The sequence below is a fragment of the Mycoplasma sp. 4404 genome (assembly GCF_034863325.1).
Lineage (GTDB): Bacteria > Bacillota_I > Bacilli_A > Mycoplasmatales > Metamycoplasmataceae > Mycoplasmopsis.
The window spans coordinates 90,570-110,740 of sequence record NZ_JAYFFE010000003.1 but is presented as its reverse complement, the minus strand read 5'-3'; the positions used below and the strand labels follow the sequence as shown (position 1 = coordinate 110,740).

At 29.9% G+C, this 20,171-nt stretch carries 15 protein-coding genes; 7 read left to right on the top strand and 8 right to left on the bottom strand.

The annotated features are described in order from the left end of the window. Positions 1 to 545 (top strand): hypothetical protein (locus tag VBN07_RS02865; protein WP_323177757.1); only part of this gene is annotated, 545 nt, incomplete at its 5' end. Between the two features lie 770 nt (positions 546 to 1,315). Here VBN07_RS02865 and VBN07_RS02860 read toward each other — a convergent pair. From VBN07_RS02860 to recO, 5 genes are all read right to left on the bottom strand, one after another. Further along, positions 1,316 to 2,695 (bottom strand): M17 family metallopeptidase, encoded by a 1,380-nt coding sequence (locus VBN07_RS02860; RefSeq protein WP_323177756.1) that lies wholly within the window; start codon positions 2,693 to 2,695, stop codon positions 1,316 to 1,318. Between the two features lie 80 nt (positions 2,696 to 2,775). Further along, the gene (locus tag VBN07_RS02855) at positions 2,776 to 4,143 is read right to left on the bottom strand and encodes a leucyl aminopeptidase family protein (RefSeq protein ID WP_323177755.1); all 1,368 of its coding nucleotides are present in this window, start codon (positions 4,141 to 4,143) and stop codon (positions 2,776 to 2,778) included. Between the two features lie 4 nt (positions 4,144 to 4,147). Then, a complete protein-coding gene (locus VBN07_RS02850) occupies positions 4,148 to 4,531 on the bottom strand; it encodes a YigZ family protein (RefSeq protein ID WP_323177754.1) in 384 nt (127 codons plus the stop codon). Between the two features lie 87 nt (positions 4,532 to 4,618). Then, on the bottom strand, positions 4,619 to 5,761 hold the full coding sequence (locus VBN07_RS02845; RefSeq protein ID WP_323176701.1) for a DnaJ C-terminal domain-containing protein: 1,143 nt from the start codon (positions 5,759 to 5,761) through the stop codon (positions 4,619 to 4,621). A gap of 28 nt (positions 5,762 to 5,789) precedes the next feature. Next, positions 5,790 to 6,461, bottom strand: a complete 672-nt coding sequence (gene recO / locus VBN07_RS02840; RefSeq protein ID WP_323177753.1) for a DNA repair protein RecO — start codon at positions 6,459 to 6,461, stop codon at positions 5,790 to 5,792. A gap of 94 nt (positions 6,462 to 6,555) precedes the next feature. Here recO and VBN07_RS02835 point away from each other — a divergent pair, with 94 nt between their 5' ends. The 6 genes from VBN07_RS02835 to VBN07_RS02810 all read left to right on the top strand — a co-directional run bounded on the left by VBN07_RS02835 (position 6,556) and on the right by VBN07_RS02810 (position 15,395). Further along, positions 6,556 to 6,882 carry a hypothetical protein gene (locus VBN07_RS02835; protein WP_323176703.1) on the top strand — a complete coding sequence of 109 codons (327 nt, stop codon included), beginning with the start codon at positions 6,556 to 6,558 and terminating at the stop codon, positions 6,880 to 6,882. After that, complete coding sequence (locus VBN07_RS02830) at positions 6,875 to 8,539, top strand: DAK2 domain-containing protein (RefSeq protein WP_323176704.1); 1,665 nt, start codon at positions 6,875 to 6,877, stop codon at positions 8,537 to 8,539. Before VBN07_RS02835 ends, VBN07_RS02830 begins: the two co-directional genes overlap by 8 nt. Beyond that, positions 8,539 to 9,558, top strand: coding sequence for a phosphate acyltransferase PlsX (gene plsX, locus VBN07_RS02825; protein ID WP_323177752.1), 1,020 nt, complete (start codon positions 8,539 to 8,541; stop codon positions 9,556 to 9,558). Before VBN07_RS02830 ends, plsX begins: the two co-directional genes overlap by 1 nt. A 1-nt stretch (position 9,559) precedes the next feature. Next, positions 9,560 to 10,240 carry a ribonuclease III gene (gene rnc / locus VBN07_RS02820; RefSeq protein ID WP_323177751.1) on the top strand — a complete coding sequence of 227 codons (681 nt, stop codon included), beginning with the start codon at positions 9,560 to 9,562 and terminating at the stop codon, positions 10,238 to 10,240. Next, the gene (locus VBN07_RS02815; protein WP_323177750.1) at positions 10,240 to 13,170 is read left to right on the top strand and encodes an AAA family ATPase; all 2,931 of its coding nucleotides are present in this window, start codon (positions 10,240 to 10,242) and stop codon (positions 13,168 to 13,170) included. The genes rnc and VBN07_RS02815 overlap by 1 nt, the downstream gene beginning before the upstream one ends. A 200-nt stretch (positions 13,171 to 13,370) precedes the next feature. Then, positions 13,371 to 15,395 carry a lipoprotein 17-related variable surface protein gene (locus VBN07_RS02810; protein WP_323177749.1) on the top strand — a complete coding sequence of 675 codons (2,025 nt, stop codon included), beginning with the start codon at positions 13,371 to 13,373 and terminating at the stop codon, positions 15,393 to 15,395. A gap of 92 nt (positions 15,396 to 15,487) precedes the next feature. Here the strand turns inward: VBN07_RS02810 and VBN07_RS02805 are convergent, their stop codons facing one another. From VBN07_RS02805 to VBN07_RS02795, 3 genes are read right to left on the bottom strand one after another with little or no spacing between them, the layout of a single operon-like run. Further along, positions 15,488 to 17,422, bottom strand: a complete 1,935-nt coding sequence (locus VBN07_RS02805; RefSeq protein ID WP_323176709.1) for an ABC transporter ATP-binding protein — start codon at positions 17,420 to 17,422, stop codon at positions 15,488 to 15,490. Then, positions 17,415 to 19,208, bottom strand: coding sequence for an ABC transporter ATP-binding protein (locus VBN07_RS02800; RefSeq protein ID WP_323177748.1), 1,794 nt, complete (start codon positions 19,206 to 19,208; stop codon positions 17,415 to 17,417). The genes VBN07_RS02805 and VBN07_RS02800 overlap by 8 nt, the downstream gene beginning before the upstream one ends. Positions 19,209 to 19,235: 27 nt before the next feature. Then, a complete protein-coding gene (locus tag VBN07_RS02795; protein WP_323177747.1) occupies positions 19,236 to 20,153 on the bottom strand; it encodes an NAD(P)/FAD-dependent oxidoreductase in 918 nt (305 codons plus the stop codon). Positions 20,154 to 20,171 lie beyond the last annotated feature (18 nt).

Genomic DNA, 20,171 nt, shown 5'->3' with positions numbered 1-20,171 from the left:
GATTAAAATTTTCGACTTTAAGTGCATATTTAATTTTCTTATTTTCTCTTGTGGTTGCCTTACCTATTTATGCTATAGATTTATATAAAACTAATTTACCACATTTACCAGAAGGAATACATAAAACTTATTCTGATGGAGCTTATCTGGATTTCGCAGCTGACTATCTCTTCACATATTTTATCTGTATATTTATAATAATACATAATGTTATTTACTTAAGAAAAGTTAACAAGAATAGTTGATTCACAAGTTTCTTCCCTTTCTTGTGTGAAAATATAAATATTCAATATTCATTTGCATATAAAATGAAATTTATTACATTTATATGCATATATATCATTGTTGTTCCAATTCTTATAACCGGTTTAGTTTTTCAAGTTATATTCAATTCCTTTGGACTTAACACATATATTTCTATGCCTCTCATTGCTTCAGTTGCTTACATAATATTATCAATAATAATTTTCTTCTTCATTTGCATTTTAGTCTTTCAAGATGGAAAAAAATTATATTTAACAAACAAGGAAGCAACTACTAAATAAGTATGAGTTATGTTAATTAATAATCGAACTCTAAAGAAAGAAGGTTTAATAAAATCATGTTAAGAAAAAACTGATTAAAATTTTCAACTTTAAGTGTATATTTAATTTTATTATTTTCTCTTGTGGTTGCCTTACCTATTTATGCTGTAAACATATATCGAATAAAATGATCAGATGTGCCAGGTCTCGCGATAGATGTACCTCCTTATATCCCTAAATCCATTGGATATAAAGCTTATCTAATGTTTCTCGAAGACTATTTAATCACATATTTTATCTGTATATTTATAATAATACATAATGTTATTTACTTAAGAAAAGTTAACAAAAATAATTGATTTACAAGTTTCTTCCCTTTCTTGTGTGAAAATATAAATATTCAATATTCATTTGCATATAAAATGAAATTTATTACATTTATATGCACATATATAATTGTTATTCCTATTTTTATAACAGGTATAGTTTTTCAATTTATATCAAATTCTCTTGGATATCTTTTACTTCGCCGTATTTCCACGCCTATTATTTCTTGAACTACTTCCACAATATTATCACTAGTAATTTTATTCTTCATTTGCATTTTAGTCTTTCAAGATGGTAAAAAGTTATATTTAGCAAGCAAACAAAATAAGAGTGCTGATAAATCTTTTACTTATTGAATTAAGTAAAATAATATATTCTTCAATCTTAAAAATTAGTACAAAAAATACAAATATCCTAGTTAGCAAGTGATATTTGTATTTTTATATAACTTTTTTGAGGTTTTATTATTTAGATGAATCAAGAGCTAATTGTGTTAATGTTTTTACCATTACACCTGTAGGTCTTGAAGCAATATCAGCTGTTCCTGCAACATCTAAGTGAATGTATTCAACATCTTCTGTAAATTCTTTTAAGAACATAGCAGCTGATGATGAACCTCCACCAATACCGCTTAAGTCAGTGTTCTTAAGGTCTGCAACTACTGAGTTTCTAATTTCTTTGGCGAAAGCTTCATCAAGAGGCATTCTTCATACTAATTCATTTTGTTCTTTAGCAGCTTTTAATAATTCTTCTCAAGCAGCATCTGTAGTAGCTCATGCACCTGTGTATGTTTGTCCTAATGCTACTAAAATAGCACCTGTTAATGTAGCGACATCAACTAATCTTGTAGCTTTTAAGTTTCTTACAGCGTATGTTAATCCATCTGCCATAACTAATCTTCCTTCGGCATCTGTGTTGTTGATTTCAACTGTTTTACCATTCATTGATGTTCAAACTGAATCAGGTAATGAAGCATCTCCATTAACTCTGTTGTCTGTAATACACATAATTGCAGCAACGTTTGTCTTTGGTTTTAATTGAGCAATAGCTTTAAGAGCTGAAGCAACAAACACAGAACCTGACATGTCAAATTTCATACCTAACATGTTTCTACCTGTTTTAATATTGTATCCACCTGAGTCAAATGTAATTCCTTTACCTACATAAACTGTTTTTTCGTTTGATTCAGGGTTCCCGTTGTATTCAATAACAACAACTCTTGGTTCAAACATACTTCCACGGTTAACTGAAAGTAAAAGTCCCATTTTTTGCTCTTCAATTTGTTTTTTGTTAAGAACTGTAACTTTTAAGTTTGAGTATTGTTCTAAGTCTTTTCTAACAACTTCTGCTAATCATTCTGAGTTACAAATGTTTGGTGGTGTCACTTGTAAGTTTCTTGCGAAGTTAACAGCTTCCGATAATACAACTGCTTGTTTTAATGCATCTGCATATTCATTTTCATCTTTAACCGATAATAAAGAAATTGCAAATTTCTCAGCTTTTTTAGCTGTTTTAGCTGAATATAAATCAGCATTTACATAGTTGTAAGCTTCAACAAAAGCTTTAACAACTTGTGATAATGTAACTTTTTCTGTTACAAATGAATCTAAATCGACTTGGACATCTCTACCTTGATTTGTAAAGAAACCTTTTGCAAATTTAGCTACTGAATCAAAAGATAATTTATCTTTTTCTCCCATAAATACAAGAGCTTCATTTTTATTAAAGTATTCTGTTACAACATTATTTTTTTGAATTAATGTTGATGGTAAGTTTTCATCATTTTTATAAACCGCTTTTAAAAGCATTGAGTTATTTCTAACTTTATCAACTGTTTTAATCATAATTTCCTTTCATACAAATATAAGTGAGTTATTTAATATTTTATAAATATTAAAGTTTCTAAATAAGTAAGTAAATTATATTACTTATTTTCATTTAATAACGCATATTCAACTAATGTTGCAACTAATGCACCTTGTGGTTCACCTTGAACATCTGCAGTACCAGCAACATCACAGTGAATAAAATCAATATCTTTAGTGAATTCTTTTAAGAACATTGCTGCTTGTGATGAATCAGGTCTAACTTTTGAACTTCAGTTAGCTAAGTCAGCAACTTTTGAACCCTTGTTACCTTTGTTATAATCTTCGTGTAAAGGCATTCTTCAAACTTTTTCGTTTGCTTCTTTAGAAGCTGCTAAAAAGTCATCTCATTTTGAATCATTTGTTGATCAGATTCCTGTGAAAGTATTTCCTAATGCTGTTAACATTGAACCTGTTAATGTTGCGACATCAATAATTGTTGTTGGTTTTAATTTATCAGCTGCATAGAAAATCCCATCAGCTAAAACTAATCTTCCTTCAGCATCTGTGTCAACTACTTCAACTCATTTACCTGACATAGATTGGTAAACATTTTCCGGTAATGAAGCATCATTGTTAATTCTGTTATCTGTAATACACATAACAGCAGAAACATTAACATTGGCTTTTAATTTAGCTAAAGCTTTAACTGCATAAGCTGCAATTACTGAACCGGACATATCATATTTCATACCTTCCATATGATATCCTTTTGTATTAACTCCACCTGTGTCAAATGTGATACCTTTTCCAACTATAGAAATATGTTCTTTTGATTTTTTGTTCCCTTTATAAGATACAACTACAACTCTTGGTTCATGAACACTTCCTTTATTAACAGACAATAAAAGGCCCATATTTAATTGTTCAATTTCTTTTTTAGTTAAAACTGTTAATTCAAGACCTTCAATACCTGAAAAATCATTTGTAATCTCACTAGCTAACATTTCTGAGTTTAAGAAGTTTTCTGGTTTAATTTGAAGATTTCTGACATCATTAATTGCTTTTGCAACTACTTCAATTTTCTTAACCAATTTAGTTGAAACATTTTCGTTTCTCACATACACATAGATATTTTTGAATTTTTCTTTATCTTCTTCGATTGATTTTTTGAATAATTTAACTTGTCCAAATAATAATTTTGAATAAATAATTCTAAATGTTTTTAGCACATCATTATTTAAAACAAATGATTCGACATCAACTTGATAATCTCTATTAACTGATGTTGCTAAATTCTCAAATAAAGCTGCTAATTCATCAAATGATTGATGTTTTTTATCAATGTAAATGTATGAAACATTTTCGCTTAAGTTATCTGTAATTTTTCCGTTTTTAGTAGCTACATAAGAAGGAAAATCTTTGTTTTCATAAGCTGCTTTTAAAACTAAAACATCTTTTTTAAGTTCTTTAATTACTTTAATCATTTTTTTATTTCTCCTTACTTTGATTATCTTTTAAATATAAGTTAATTACTGTTGAAGCTGATTGCCTGTAAGCTTTTTTAAGTGGTCCAGCTCCTAATTTTGTTCCACCAAAATATCTAACAACTGCAACTAAAACATTTTGCGCTTTTGTTAGTCTGATTAATTCAAACATAGGCTTACCAGCTGTTCCACTAGGTTCTTTATCATCTGAAAATCCACCTGTTTCAGCACCATTTGAATTTAATAAATAAGCATAGCAAATATGTCTTGCATCTTTATATTGTTCTTTAAGATTATTTAGAATTTGGTTAACTTCTTCTCTTGAGGAAACTGGATATAAATAACCAATAAATTCTGATTTTTTAATAATTAACTCGTTCTTATACATAAATTAAATTAATTATAATTTAATTTAATAAACTAACTAAAATTAATTGCTAAATTAAAACCTAACTACTAGAGTTAGGTAAAAAAATTATTTGTTAGCTTTTTCAACTGCTTGAACAAAATCTTGATTTGATGAATCAGTTACATTTTGTAATGCAGCTAAAACTTCTTTTTTATTTTTTCTATCTAAATCAGGAATAATAACTTCTAAATGTAACCTTAAATCACCTTCCATACCTCTGAAGTGAACTCCTTTTTTAGGAACCTTAATCACTTTTGAGTTTGTGTAGGTTTTCTTCATTTTAATTTTTACATTTCCTCAAGGAGTTGGGACGTCAACTGTGTTTTCTAACATAATATCAATGAATGAAACTGGAAAGTCCATTTCAATATCCATCCCATCTCTTTCATAATATTTATGAGGTAGCACGTTAACTGTAATGTATAAGTCCCCTGGTGTTCCACCGTTTTTACCTAAACCACCATATCCAGCAACTTTTAATCTTGTTCCTGAAACTGTCCCTTCCTCTATTTTAATAGAAACGGTTTTTTGGATAGCTGAGTAACCTTCGCCACGACACTTTTTACATTTTGAAACAACAACCTTACCTTTTCCATGACATGTTTCACAAACAACCTGTTGAACTTGTTGACCAAAGAAACTATTAACAACTCTTCTTTTGTGTCCTACTCCATTACATGAACTACATGTTTGTAAATCATTTGGATTTTCTGCTCCGGTCCCTGTACAGAACATACACATTTCTCATTTATCTAATTTCTCTTTAATTGTTTTTCCTTTAAGAGCATCCATAAATGAAATGTTTATATTAGTTCTATAATCATCCCCTCTTTGCTGGTATGAACCTTGAGAACTTCTTTGTCTTCTTCCTCCGAATCCACCGAAAATGTTCTCAAAAATATCTTGGAAATCTTCAGAAAAGCCTTGTGCACCACCGAATCCACCACCATAGTAGTTTCCTCCTCCTGTGTTTGCTCCTGCTCTTCCATTAGCTGCATCGTGTCCGTATTGGTCATAAACTTTTCTTTTCTCAGGGTCTGAAAGAATTGAATAAGCTTCATTTAATTCTTTCATTTTTTCATCAGAAGTTCCATCTTTCAATTTATCTGGGTGATATTTTTTAGCTAAACTTCTGTAAGCTGTTTTAATTTCTTGTTCAGTAGCTGTTTTTGAAACACCTAAAATTTCATAATAATCTCTTTTACTCATAATTTTATTATTTTAGCATAAAACTCAGTTATTTGCTAATATTTAAATGATTAATTATTTGTTTCTTATATTCAATAAAAATAAGCTTGTTAATTTCACTGTTTACATCATTGACATAGGCGTAAAAGTCGTTAAATGAATATCATATAGCTTGTAAAACTGGAACATCAAGTCTTTGGGTAATATCGTGATTTTGACAAATAAAACCTAAATTAAAATCAAAAGAAATAAAGTCCTTAATTCTTCCACATCTTTTGCAAGAATTAAATGATAAATCAATACCAAAGTATAGTAATGAGTGTGCATAAAAGTATGTTGAAACTTTAGTTCAAAGTACATTATTAAAACTATCAAAATGTCTATTGTATTCAGCAAATAAATGATTTCTAGTTCTTATATTCTGGAATAAAAAGTTCAAACTATTAAATAGCTTAATATTATTTAAATTAGTAACATCAAGTAATTTTATTGTGCTTGATTTTTTTAATCTTCCATACTTATTTTGTGTTCTTGAAGCAAAATATTCAATTTCAACAATTGAACCGACTATTAAGTTACTTCTATTTTTTGAATGTACATTATTTAGACCTCTAGCAACTAAATCTAATCTCCCAAAAGCAGTGAAAAAACTGACAATATGCTCATTGTCTGATATTTCGTGTAAGTTTAAAACTATTGCTTTTTTGATTGTTTCAGCCATAATTTCACTGCTTATTAGAGTGTATAAATATTATATATTTATAAAAATAAATTAGGGTAAAATATATATACTTTATCAAACACGGAGGTTTTGGATGGATACATTGCAAATTAAACAAATGTTCATTGATTCAATTTCTAAAGTTCCAGGTGTAAGATTCTTACACGAACCGACTTTAGATATCAATTGTGAACCTGGCACAATTGTCAGATTAAATCCTGAAGAATATTTTGAAAACATTGAGGTTTTATTAACTGAAAATTCACGTGTTGAAATTAAGGCAGCAATTACTGTTTTTGATGGGACACCAATTAAATTCATCATTTCACAAATTTACAAAATTATGGAAATGAAATTAAAAGCTAAGAAATTTAAATTCAATAAACTAATTATCATTGTCAAGGGAGTAACCAATGAGTAAAAGTAAGAAAGTAGATAAAAGAAATATCCTGAATGGTTCTGAGTTAGCTAAAGCATTTTTATCAGGAGCTAAAGCATTAGTTAATGCAAAAAACAAAATCGATGCGTTAAATGTGTTTCCTGTTCCTGATGGAGATACTGGAACAAATATGTCTTCAACAATAGCAGCTGCTATACCTGATTTAGAAAAAGCTCAAAATGAACCAGTATATGCTATTACTAAAAAAGTTTCAACAAATATGATTTATGAAGCTAGAGGAAACTCTGGTGTTATCCTTTCACAAATTTTCAAAGGATTTGCTTTAGGTACAGATGGTAAAGTTGAATTAAATACTCAAGATTTAATCCAAGCTTTTGAGAAAGCGACTGAAATTGCTTACAAATCAGTTTTTAAACCTGTTGAGGGAACAATTCTTACAGTTATTAGAGAAACAACCGAAAATCTTAAAAAAGAATTCGAGGGTAAAGACATTCACTATTCAGTATTCTTTGAAGAAGTTGTTGCATTTGCACGGAAAAGTTGTGATGAAACACCTAACAAACTTAAGAACTTAAGAGAAGTTGGAGTTACTGATAGTGGTGGTGAAGGTCTTTACACAATTTTCTGAGGAATGAACGAAGCTCTTCACGATAGACCAGTTGAACTTAAAGATAATTCTGATGAAGTCACAAACTTTATTGGTGATAGCGAAGTTTATGAAGGAGAATTTGGTTACTGTACAGAAGTTCTTATCGATTTAACTGAACCAGCTAAATTCAAGAAAGCAAACTTTGTTGCAAAACTTGAAAAATTGGCTAACTCACTTGTTGTTGTTTCTGACGACAATATCCTTAAAGTTCACGGACACACAGTTAAACCTGGTGATATGTTAAACTTTGCTCAACAATATGGTGAATTTATCAAAATCAAATCAGAAAATATGACGCTTCAAGCTAACTATTCAAAAGCTAATGCCGAAAAACTTAAAGAGTCACAATTACAACATAGTGAAGAAAGTAGAACACCTTGTGGAATTATCTCATGCAACTTAGGTTCAGGTATAGTCGCAAGAATGAAAGATTTAGGTTGTGACTTTGTTGTTGAAAGTGGACAAACACAAAACCCATCAGCTCAAGACTTGATAAATGCAGTTAATAATGTAAATTCAGATTCAGTATTTATTCTTACAAACAATTCAAACATCATACTTGTTGCACAACAAGTAGCGCAAGTTATCCAAGACAAAAACGTTATTATTATTCCTACAAAAACACAAATCCAAGGAATAACAGCTATGCTTAATTTCAATCACGAATCTTCAGTCGAAGAGAACGTTGAAATGATGAATGATGCAATTGCTAATGTAACTACTGGTGAAATTACAAAAGCAATTAGAAACACAAAATTAAATGGTGTTCAAATTAAAGATGGTGATTATTTATCTATCATCAATGGAAAAATCACTGCAAGTTCATCAAAACTCTTAGATGCTGCTAAAAAAATAGTTAAAAAAGCAATTACAGAAGACAAAGAATTAGTCACAATTTACTACGGTGACGAAAGCTCACTTGATGAAGCTGAAGAAATTCTTAACTTCATTGAATCAAACTATGATATTGAAGTTGAAATTATTGAAGGTAATCAGCCTACATATCAATTCATCATTGGAGTTGAATAATGAAAGACTATAAAATCAAAATTGCTTTTGACATAAATGGAAATGATAATGGTCCGAGTGCAGCAGTTGAGGCTGCTAGTAAATTTGCTCTTCAATTCCCTGAAACACAAATTCAATTAATTGGTGAAATTTCGAATATTGATAAAACAAAACTTCCTGAAAATATCTTACTTATTAAAAACAAAAATGTTCCTAGTGAACCTAAGAACATTAGAAAATCAATGAACGAAGATACATCAATGAATCTTGCAATTAGTAAAGTTATAAACAATGAAGCTAATGCAGTTTTATCAAGTGGAGATAGTGGAGTTTATATATCAACATTAACGCTTAAATTAAAAAGATTACAAAACATTTCTAGGCCGGCATTTATGCCAGTTGCTACATCTATTTTAGGTAGCAAATTGCTATTTTTAGATGTAGGTGCTAACTTAGAAACAAAAGCACAATATTTAGTTGAATGAGCCATGCTAGCTTCATTGTTCTATAAAACAATGTTTAAAGTAGCAGAACCTAGAGTTTCACTTATTAACATTGGAACTGAAGATTACAAAGGTCCTACATCAACTAAACAAGCTCACGAATATTTGAAAACATTGAATGATATTAACTATGTTGGATTTGTTGAATCCAGAGAATTATTTAATGGAAACATTGATGTAGCTGTTGTAGATGGTTATGCAGGTAACACAATGCTTAAAAGTTATGAAGGAGCAATTGGTGCATTTTCAAAAGCACTTAAAGGTCAAATATTAACTAAATTAAAATACAAAATTGGTTATTTACTTTTAAAAGGTGCATTTAAAAATGTTGGTAAATCACTTGACTACCGTTCAGTTGGTTCTGCTTGAGTACTTGGTGTTAATGGACTAGCAATTAAAGCTCATGGTTCATCTGATGCAAAAGCTTACTACAATGCATTATTATCAATTCAAGAAGCTCTTGAAAATAACTTATTAGAAAAATTGCAAACATTATCAGATTCAATTAAAGTTAACAATTTAGAAAGCGAAGAATAATATGGTTAATTCACTTAAAAGCTTTTTTGAAATAAATAATATTCAGCCAATTAGAACAGACTATTATCTATTAGCAATTACACATTCGTCTTTTAATAGAGATAAAGATGACAACTATGAAAGACTTGAATTTTTAGGAGACTCACTTCTACAATTTGTTAGTTCAAACTACATATTCAGAAAGTATCCTGAATTATCACAAGGTCACGCAACCAGATTAAGATCAACTGCAGTTAGAACGGAAGCACTTGCCAAAATATCTAACGAATTAGGTCTTTTAAAAATCTTAAGAACTGGACCTGGAAAAATGCGTGAATCAGTGATTAATTCACCAAAAGTTCAAGCAGACGTATTCGAAGCAATGATAGCAGCTATATTTTTAGATCAAGGATTTGAAAAAGCTTCACAATTCATAATCAAACATATATCTCCTATCATTGACTCGGTACACAATGACGAAAATAAAGATCCTAAAGGTCAACTACAAGAATACTTTCAAAGTATGACAAAGGAAAGTATCACATATCAAACTGATCAACTCAGTGATAAACGTTTTTTAGCAAAAGCTAAACACGATGGTGTTATTTATGGTGAAGGTGTTGGTTTAAGCAAAAAAGAGGCTGAAACTAATGCTGCTATTGATGCGCTACAAAAGCTTAAAGATAAAATTGAGGTGCAATAATGAAATTAGTAAAAATCGAAGCACATGGTTTTAAATCATTTGCTGAACCTGTAATCTTACGTTTTGATGGAGGAGTTGCTGGTATTATCGGACCAAACGGTTCTGGTAAAAGTAACATCAATGATGCTATTAAATGAGTTTTAGGAGAACAAAGTTCTAAAGAACTTCGTGGAGACTCAATGCAAGATGTTATCTTTGCTGGTTCTAAAACAGCTAAACCAATGGACTTCGCAAGAGTTACATTAACTTTTGATAACAAAAACTCAAATAACTCAATTCCTGATGAAGTTGTAACAATCACACGTGAATTACAACGTGGTAAAGGTGTAAACAACTACTATATGAATGGGCAACCTTGCAGATACAAAGATATTAAAAGTATCGCAATGGAAACAGGTATTGGGAAAAGCTCATTAGCTATTATTTCTCAAGGAACTGTTTCAGACATCGCTGAAGCATCTGATGAAGATAGACGTGGAATTTTCGAAGAAGCTGCTGGGGTTTCTAAATTCAAATTCAAGAAAACTGAATCAGAAAGAATGCTTAAAAGTGCTGAAGATTCAATGAATCAACTTGAACCTAGAATTTCAGAGCTTGAAAAACAACTTGGGCCATTAAGAAAACAAGCTGAAAAAGCTTTAATCTATAGAGATAAAGCAGAAGCTCTTAAAAAAGTTGAAATTCCATTCTTAGCTAAAGGAATAAAAGAAAATAAAAGAATTTACGAAGAATTAGACGAAGAACTTCGTGGTGTAGACGAAACAATGCAAAAATACAAAGAAGAAATTGCTAGTTTACAAATCGAAATTAAAAACGCAAAAGTTGAAAAAGAAAAAGCAAGACAACAAGTTGATGAACTTGAAGGAACATACAATGGTATGGCTTCAAGATTAAACTCATTAAACTCAACAATTGATCAACAATTTGCAAAAATTAACTTAATCACAAGTGGACAAGTAACAGTTGATAATGATGAAGCTATCAAATCATATGCAAGTGCAATTAAAAGACTTGAAGCTGAATTACTTTACAACACACATACTTATGGTGAACTTAAAGCTCAATTTGAAGAAACTAGAAAACAAATTGAAGAAGATACAAACTTAGTAAACAATTTAAGAATCGCTAACCAAAACCACAGAGACAACTTAATTTCTGCAAAAACAACTTTACAATCTTTATACAGAACTAAAGAATCTAAATTAAACCTTTTCAAAGGTCCTAAAACAATTATGGAAAATAAAATGTCTTTCAAAGGTGTTAAAGGACTTGTTAGAGATTTAATTAAAGTTAAACCAGAATACATCACAGCTATTGAAACTGTCTTAACTCACGCTGCACAACACATTGTTGTTGATATCCCAAACACAGCTGTTAAAGCAGTTGAATTCCTTAAACAAAACAATGGTGGTAGAGCAACATTTATTCCTCTTACATCTATCCAAGAAAAATTTGTTCGTGACGACTATTTATTAGCAGTTACAGGACACCCTGGATTTGTTGCTCTTGCTTCAGATTTAGTTGATGCAGATCCACAATATTCAGTTTTAGTTAAATTCTTATTAGGGAACGTTGTAGTAGTTGATGATATTAAATCAGCTAATGCAATTTCAAACCTTCTTGAGAAAAAATATATGATTGTAACTCTTGATGGTGACATCATCCGTGTTGGAGGGGTTATCGTTGGAGGAACTGCTCAAGAAAGTGATAACGTCTTAGGTATTGATGAAAAAATTGCTAACCTTGAAAACAAAATCGCTGGTATTGAACCAATGATTAAGAAAAATGAACAACAAATCGAACAATTATCATTTAGACGTAACCAATTAATCCAAAAGAGCAGAAGTACTGAATTAGAAATTCACAACTTAGAAAACTCAATCAAACAAAAACGTGAAGAAGTTACAAACTTAAAAGGAAAAGTTGATGCTTCTTCATTATCACTTGATGATTTCGAAAACTCTGAAACAGTTATTGAAAGAAACAAATTACAAGCAAAACTTATCGTTGTTAAAAATGAGCTTGCTGTTGCTAAAAACTTATATCAATCTTGAGATGAAGCATTATCACTTTACAACACTAAATTATCAGATGCTCAAGATTCTCAAAATGCCTTAAACAAAGGTTACAGTAGCAAAATGATTAACAAATCTGAATCATTCAAGATTTTCACTGAATATACAAACAGATTAGCTAACGTTTACCATATGACAGTTGAATACGCTGATCAAAACTTTGTTTTAGAAATTTCTTATGAAAAAGCAAAAGAATTTGTTGAAGAATTAAGACAACAAATTGCTGAACTTGGAAATGTTAACTTAGAATCTATCGAACAACTTGAAGAAGTTGAAAACAGATATGACACATTAGTAGCTAACAGAGATGAATTAATTCAAACAAGAGACACTTTATACCAAGCTATTGCTGAACTTGACAAAATCATTGTTACAAGACTTACAAATGTTGTTCATGATGTTAACCAAGAATTCAACAACGTATTCAAATCTATGTTTGGTGGAGGAGCTGCTGAAGTTAGATTCGTTGAACCTAATAATATTTTAGAATCAGGAATCAGCATCTTTGCTCAACCTCCTGGAAAAAGTGTTAAAAACCTTAAATTATTCTCAGGGGGAGAAAAAGCGCTTATTGCTATCTCATTATTATTCGCCATCTTAAGAGCTAGACCTCTTCCATTATGTATTCTTGATGAGGTTGAAGCTGCGCTCGATGAAGCTAACGTTGTTAGATATGCAGAATACTTACAAGAACTTAAAAAACAAACTCAATTCATTGTTATCACACACAGAACAGGAACAATGCAAAGAGTTGACTCATTATTTGCTGCAACAATGCAAACACGTGGAATTACAAGTTTCTTCAGTATTCACTTAAAAGATGTTGAAAAATACATTACTGAAGAAGCTAACTAATTCAATTTGACATTTGACTATCACAAAAAATTGTGGTAGTTTTTTGTTTATCTAAATGTGTAAAAAATAAGCAAAATAACGAAATTTTGCACTTTTATGACCCTATTTTTTTTTTTTTTTTTGCTTTTAGGACTTGCTGACTATGGTTTCGGTAAAACATGAAACTTGACATATTACTTTAAAAGTTGTATTATTTAATTATGAAACAAAAAAGATTAATAAAAAATTTAAAAAATTTAAAAAATTTATTTATATTATCAAGCGCACCTTTAACTGCTCTTGTTGCAACCAGCGCGGGTTGTGCAGCAGCACCAAGCAATACAAAAAATCCATTAGCAAACACTAATGTTACATATAATGTTGTTAATAGTTATGTAAAACCCTCTGTTATAAACACAGAAAATCTTAGTCAATATGTAACTATTAATCCATCAACAGATGAGCTTGTAATTTATAAAACTATTTCAGTTTCACAAACTGACGATGATAAAGGAACATTAAAAATCACTGTTTTACTTGAATCAAAAGAAGATAGTAAACTTACATATTCAAAAGAAATTTTAATTAAAGGTTTTCTTAAAAATATTAAATCTCAGCCACTTAATCCAAGATATCAACAATTCTTCAACGAGATTGTTGATTCAGCTGAAAACTCAGTTCCAACTGTGTTTATGTCTAGAAATGCAGCTCAATATTTCAACTCTGCATTTATGTTAATGTTAGGTGAATTAAACTACAAAAATAGAAATCAAGATTCACTTAATGATGTACTATTTTTAATAGACAATTCAGTTTATGATAAGTCAAACACAGGAACCCAAAGATTTAATTTTGACTATTTATTGCAAAAATATGGAGACGTTTTACAAACACCAGGTCAATACAACATTGGTAATGGTAAATTAATGGTTGCATCACAATTAAAAGATATGAATCCATCATTAAACGATAATGCTAACAAAAAATACGACGTATTTCCGAGAACATTAAATGAATTATTAACTTACCTAAAACCATATAAAGATGCAGGTGTAAATAAATTCGACTTCTACATTCCGGACATTTCATTCCCATCATTACCAGCAGAAGTTAGAAATTACGTTCTAGAACACGCTAATAAAATAGTACTTTTATCAGATGGAAATGCACAACCTTATAAATTTGTTGAGGCTTCATATCAAAGTTGAGCTAACAGAACTTCAAACAATCTTTCAAAAGATGAAATCGCAGCTTCATTTGAAGAAATGCAAAGAACTCAAAAACAAACAATTGACTATAGATACTACTTCCAATTAACTGACAAAGTTAAACTTTACAACTTTGATGGTTCATACATTGAATATTTCAACAAGCAACTTAGAGCTTTAGACAAGGCTAATTTATCATTATCAATTAAAGATTACCCAACTGATTATTCACAAATTTTCAAAAATGATAAATTAGAAATGGAAAAAGCAATTACTGAATATGAAAAACTAAATAGATTAGAGGTTCGTAATGCTCTTGACTTTGTAATTCACGGAAAAGAACATTATGATTCATCTAAGAAGAACTTAGTATTTATGGGTTCATCATTATTTAGAAAATACGAAACAAAAGTTGAGACTGATCCATTATATGGAAAATGAAGAATTAAAGAACTTACTGAAAATAGAGAAGAAATTATAAGTTTCATCAATGCTATAAAAATTAAATATCCTGAATCTGAATACAATTATATGTATAAAATGCACCCAGTTTATTCAAAAGATGAATCAATCGAGTACATTAGAACATTATTTGGAGATAACAATAAAGCAATTATTCTTGACTCTTCAGTTTCTTGAGAAAACATTATCGCAGTTGATCACTCTAAAGCTGATTATGGTAAGTCAGTATTCTTCAACGAGACATTTAACAACGATTCTAAAACACATATATTCGGAATTCAAGCTTCATCAACCGTTCTATTATCAACACTTGCATTTGTTAGATCAGCTTACAACTTATCATTAGAACAAGCTAAAGCATTTGTTGATCCTGAAGATTTTGCAATTCCTACTACATTCCACATTATTAGAAGAGATCAAGCTAAACCAAAAAATGGTTTCTATGACACAAACATTAAAGAACTTGATCAAGTTTACAAATACTTCATTCCATCTAAAACATTCTTTGAATTATCAGAATTCAAATCAATACCTGATTTTGTAGCTAAATGAACTAAAATCAAAGAAGGTAAATAATACTTATTTCACTTGCACATAGACACTTTAGTAATTACTAAGGTGTTTTTTTATATAAAAAAGAATAGCTATTTAAGCTATTCTGATTTGAGTTAATCAAGTTCAATTTTACCTGTGTAAAGTTGGTGATAGATACCGTGTAATTTGATAAGCTCATCATGAGAACCAACTTCTTTAATTTGTCCTTGATCCATTACAACGATTTTATCTACATCTCTAATTGTACTTAAACGGTGTGCTATAACAAATGAAGTTTTATTTTTCATAAGTTCATACATACCCTCTTGGATTTCTCTTTCAGTTTCTGTATCAATTGTTGAAGTAGCTTCATCAAGCACTAATATCATTGGATCTAACATACTTGTTCTAGCAATTGAAAGAAGTTGTTTTTGGCCTTGTGAAAGCGATTCTCCTGAATTTTCTAAGATAGTATTAAACCCATCTTCTGTTTGTTTAATGAATCTAGTTGCATTAGCAATTTTTGCAGCTTCTTTAATATCTTTAATTGCTGCATCAGGAGCACCATAAGCAATGTTGTCAGCTATTGATTTAGTAAATAATGAAGTTTCTTGAAGAACATATCCAAGCGATTTACGTAATGAAGATTTTTTAATTAGTCTAATATCAATTCCATCAAGTTTAATTGAACCTTCAAATACATCATAAAATCTATTAATTAAGTTTGTAATTGTAGTTTTTCCAGCACCAGTCGCACCAACAAATGCAACTCTTTCACCTGGTTTAATATGTAAATCAAAATCTTTAATAATAGGTTTTCCTTCAACATAACCTGCATAAACGTGATTGAAATCAAACTTACCATCAATTCTTTTAATTAAGCATCCCATTGAGCCCATTGGTATTTTGAAGTAGTATCTTGATGGTTCGCTTAAGAATTTTTCTTTATCATGAGAATTAAATCAAACAATGCTTGATTTAGATAAATCTGAATGATTAATAATTTCGATTGAACCTTTATCAACTTCTGATAAATTATCCATTGCATCAAACACACGTCTTGCACCAGCCGCGGCCATTGCAAGTGTATTAAACTCTTGAACAATTTGAGAAATTGGTAATGAGAAGTTTCTTGCATATTGTAAGAACGCAACAATAACTCCTGCACTGATTGTGACATCTAATGAACCAATCTTACCACCGTTAAGGTAAATGAGTCCAGAAATAATAGCAATAATTGCATAGTTGATATTTCCAATATTCATAAATACAGGGAATAAAACAGTTACATAAGCTTTTGATTTGTAGTCAGCTTCATAGAACTCTTTATTTCTCTTTTGCATATCTTCAAATGAAGCTTCTTGATGATTAAAGACTTTAATAACCTTAACACCATTAATCATCTCATTTATAAATCCGTTAATAATACCTAGACGTTTTTGTCTTAATGCAAAGAATTTACTTGATTTCCTTGCATAAACAGATGATAAGAACATAGTTGTTCCTACAAGTGCAAATACTATTAATGATAAAAATCAGTTGTAGTAAAGCATAAACACTGTTGTCACAATAAGTGTTGCTAAGCTTGAAAATATTGTTGGTACAGTTTGCATTATGAATTGCTTAAGCACATCAACATCATTAACAAACAATGACATTAAGTCACCTTTAAGTTTCTTATCAAAGTAGCTTATTGGTAATGTTTGCATTTTTTCATATAAGCTATCACGTAGGTTTTTAATAGTTGTATGTGTTAAGAATACTGCTAATCTTGTTGCTATAAATTCAAAAAGCACACCTGATAAAAATAAACTAACTAAGATAATGATTGAAAGGTTGAATCCATTTCAATCAAATTCAGTGAAACCTGATTGAAAAAATGGAACTAAGAATTTGTTGAATAGCACTAACCCTAGGTAAGATTGACCCAAAACATTTACTACTGATGAAATAACGAAACCGAAAATAATGAGCATGAAATATCATTTATTAGTAGCTCAGATAAGTGCAATAACTCTTTTAAGAGCGCCTTTAGCTTCTGAGCTTTTTATAGTTTTTCTTTTATTCATCACTACCTCTATTTTGTGTTTCATATAAATGTCTGTAGTATTCGTTTGATTTTAAAAGTTCTTCGTGCTTACCAATTCCTGAAATTTCACCATCATTAATAATTACAATCTTATTTGCGTGCTGAATTGATGAAATTCTTTGTGCAATAATGATTTTAGTTACATCTCCTAATTCGTATTTAAGTGAGTGTTGGATTTTCTTATCGGTATTATTATCAACTGCACTAGTTGAGTCATCTAAGATAAGAATTTTTGATTTTTTAAGTATAGATCTTGCTATTGAAAGACGTTGTTTTTGTCCACCTGAAAAGTTGTTTCCTGATTCTTCTACTCAAGTGCTCAAGCCATCTTTGGCAAAAACAAAGTCATAAGCCGATGCTTTTTTAAGTGCTTCAATTATTTCTTCATCAGTTGCTTCTTCATTTCCTCAACGCATATTTTCAACAACTGTTCCTGTGAATAAAACATTCTTTTGAAGCACTACAGAAACTTGATTTCTAAGTGCTTCAAGATTGTAATCTTTAACATTAACTCCACCAACTAAGACTTCTCCATTAGTTACATCATATAACCTTGGTATAAGTGAAATAAGTGAAGATTTACCAGCTCCTGTTTTTCCTAAAATACCAACAGTTTCACCTGGTTCAATTGTTAAATTAATATTATTTAAGTTATTTAATTCAGCATGTTCTTTATATTTTAAAGACACATTTCTAAATTCAATTTTTCCACTAGCAACTTCTGTGAACCCATCTTCTTTTTGAACTAAAATTGGTTTTTCTTCAATAAGTTCTCTAATTCTTTTAGCTGATGCCTTAGCAGAAGTTACATTAATAACACCTACAGAGAATAAAATGAAGTTAACTAAAACTTGGAACATATAACCAATGAAAGAAGTTAATGAACCAAAATCCATTGTTGCATTTTGCTTATTGACAACAATATCTTTTGTAGCAACTGCAATAAATGAAACTAAACAAACATAAATAAGTAACCCAAATAAAGCTCTGTTTGAGTTAATTCATTTTTCAGTCATTATAGAAATTTTTCTAACTAATGCTGATGAGTTCTTAATATCAATCAATTCATCATGTTCTTTAACGAATGATTTAATTGTTCTAATTGCATTTAAGTTTTCACCAATTTTTGTGTTTAAGCCATCATAAGCTTTGAGCATTAAATGATATCTTCTATAAACCATAAACATTACAAAACCAATAAATATAGCTAACACAACCATAATTGCAAGCAAAATTGATGCTAATATAGGTGCTATTGTAAATGCAATAGAAATAGCAACCAAAATCATAATTGGTGCCCTAAGCATCATTCTAATGATGTTTAAATAAGCATTTTGAATAGAAACAATATCGGTTGTTAGTCTTGTTATAAGAGTACCATTTGAGTAGTTATCTAAGTTCTTAAATGATAATCTCATTAAATTTTTATAAGCATATGCTCTAGCATTATAGCCTAGTCCTGCAGCTGCTTTGGATGCAAAAATTCCACTAAGTGCACCAAAAGCAAGTGATGCTAAAGCAAGCGCAATAATAACAAGTGAATATTTTAAAATACCATTTCACGCTTCGTTTTGTAATGCTGCAAATGCTAACTTTTGAATTCCATTATCCATTAATTTCTTAACAGCTAACGGAATAAGTACTTGTGCTACAACTTCTAAAATTGCAAATAATATAGAAAGCAATGAAGCAGTTCTATAATTTTTTGTTAATTCAAAGAAACTAAAATGTGTTGGAACATAATTTTTAGTTTGTGTCCTTTCCATTATTACTCCTTTCTTTTAAATTGCAAATTAACTTAAATAATCAATTATGCTTCTAGCGGCTACTGCACCATCTGATGCTGCCGTAACTATTTGACGAACTTTTGTTTGTCTAATATCGCCTGCTGCATAAATTCCTGGAACATTTGTTTCCATTTTATCGTTAGTAACAATAAAACCTTTTTCATCTAGTATTCCTAAATCCTGAGCAAATCACGCAGACGATTCAAATCCTATGTAAGGGAAAAACGATGAAACTTTAAGTTCTGTTTGCTCACCATTTTTATTTTTAATAACAACCCCTTCAAGTTGTCTATCGCCCAATAACTGAACTATTTGTGAATTTTTAAACACTTTAATATTTGGTTGCTTCAATAATTCTTCAACTAAAACTTTATCAGCTTTGAATGTTTCATCTCTGATAACTAAATTAACTTCACTAGCAATTCTAGATAAGTAAATTGATTCTTCAACAGCTGAATTTCCATCACCTAAGACTACCGATGGATTTTTACCAAATAATGGAGCATCACAAACAACACAGTAACTAATTCCAAAGTGTTCAAATCTATCATATTCACGTATGAAAGTTGGTCTTCTATTTATCATTCCAGTTGCAATTAAAACTGATTTAGCTTTTACAACTGAACCATCTGATAAAACAATTTCTTTATCATATTTACCTAAGTTATTAATTTTTGTAACTGTACCGTAAAGATATTTAGCTCCATATTCTTTAGCATGGTCAAAGAATTCTTGAGCTAATTTTCAGCCTTCAATTTCAGATATACCTAATCAGTTTTCAACTTTTGCAGTTGATGATAATTTACCACCAGGAGCACCTTTTTCAATAAATGCAACATTCAAGTTTGCTCTTGATGCATATAAAGCTGCATTTAATCCAGCAGGTCCTCCACCAATAATCACAAGATCATAAATTTCGTTCATAGCTTCTCTCCTTAAAAA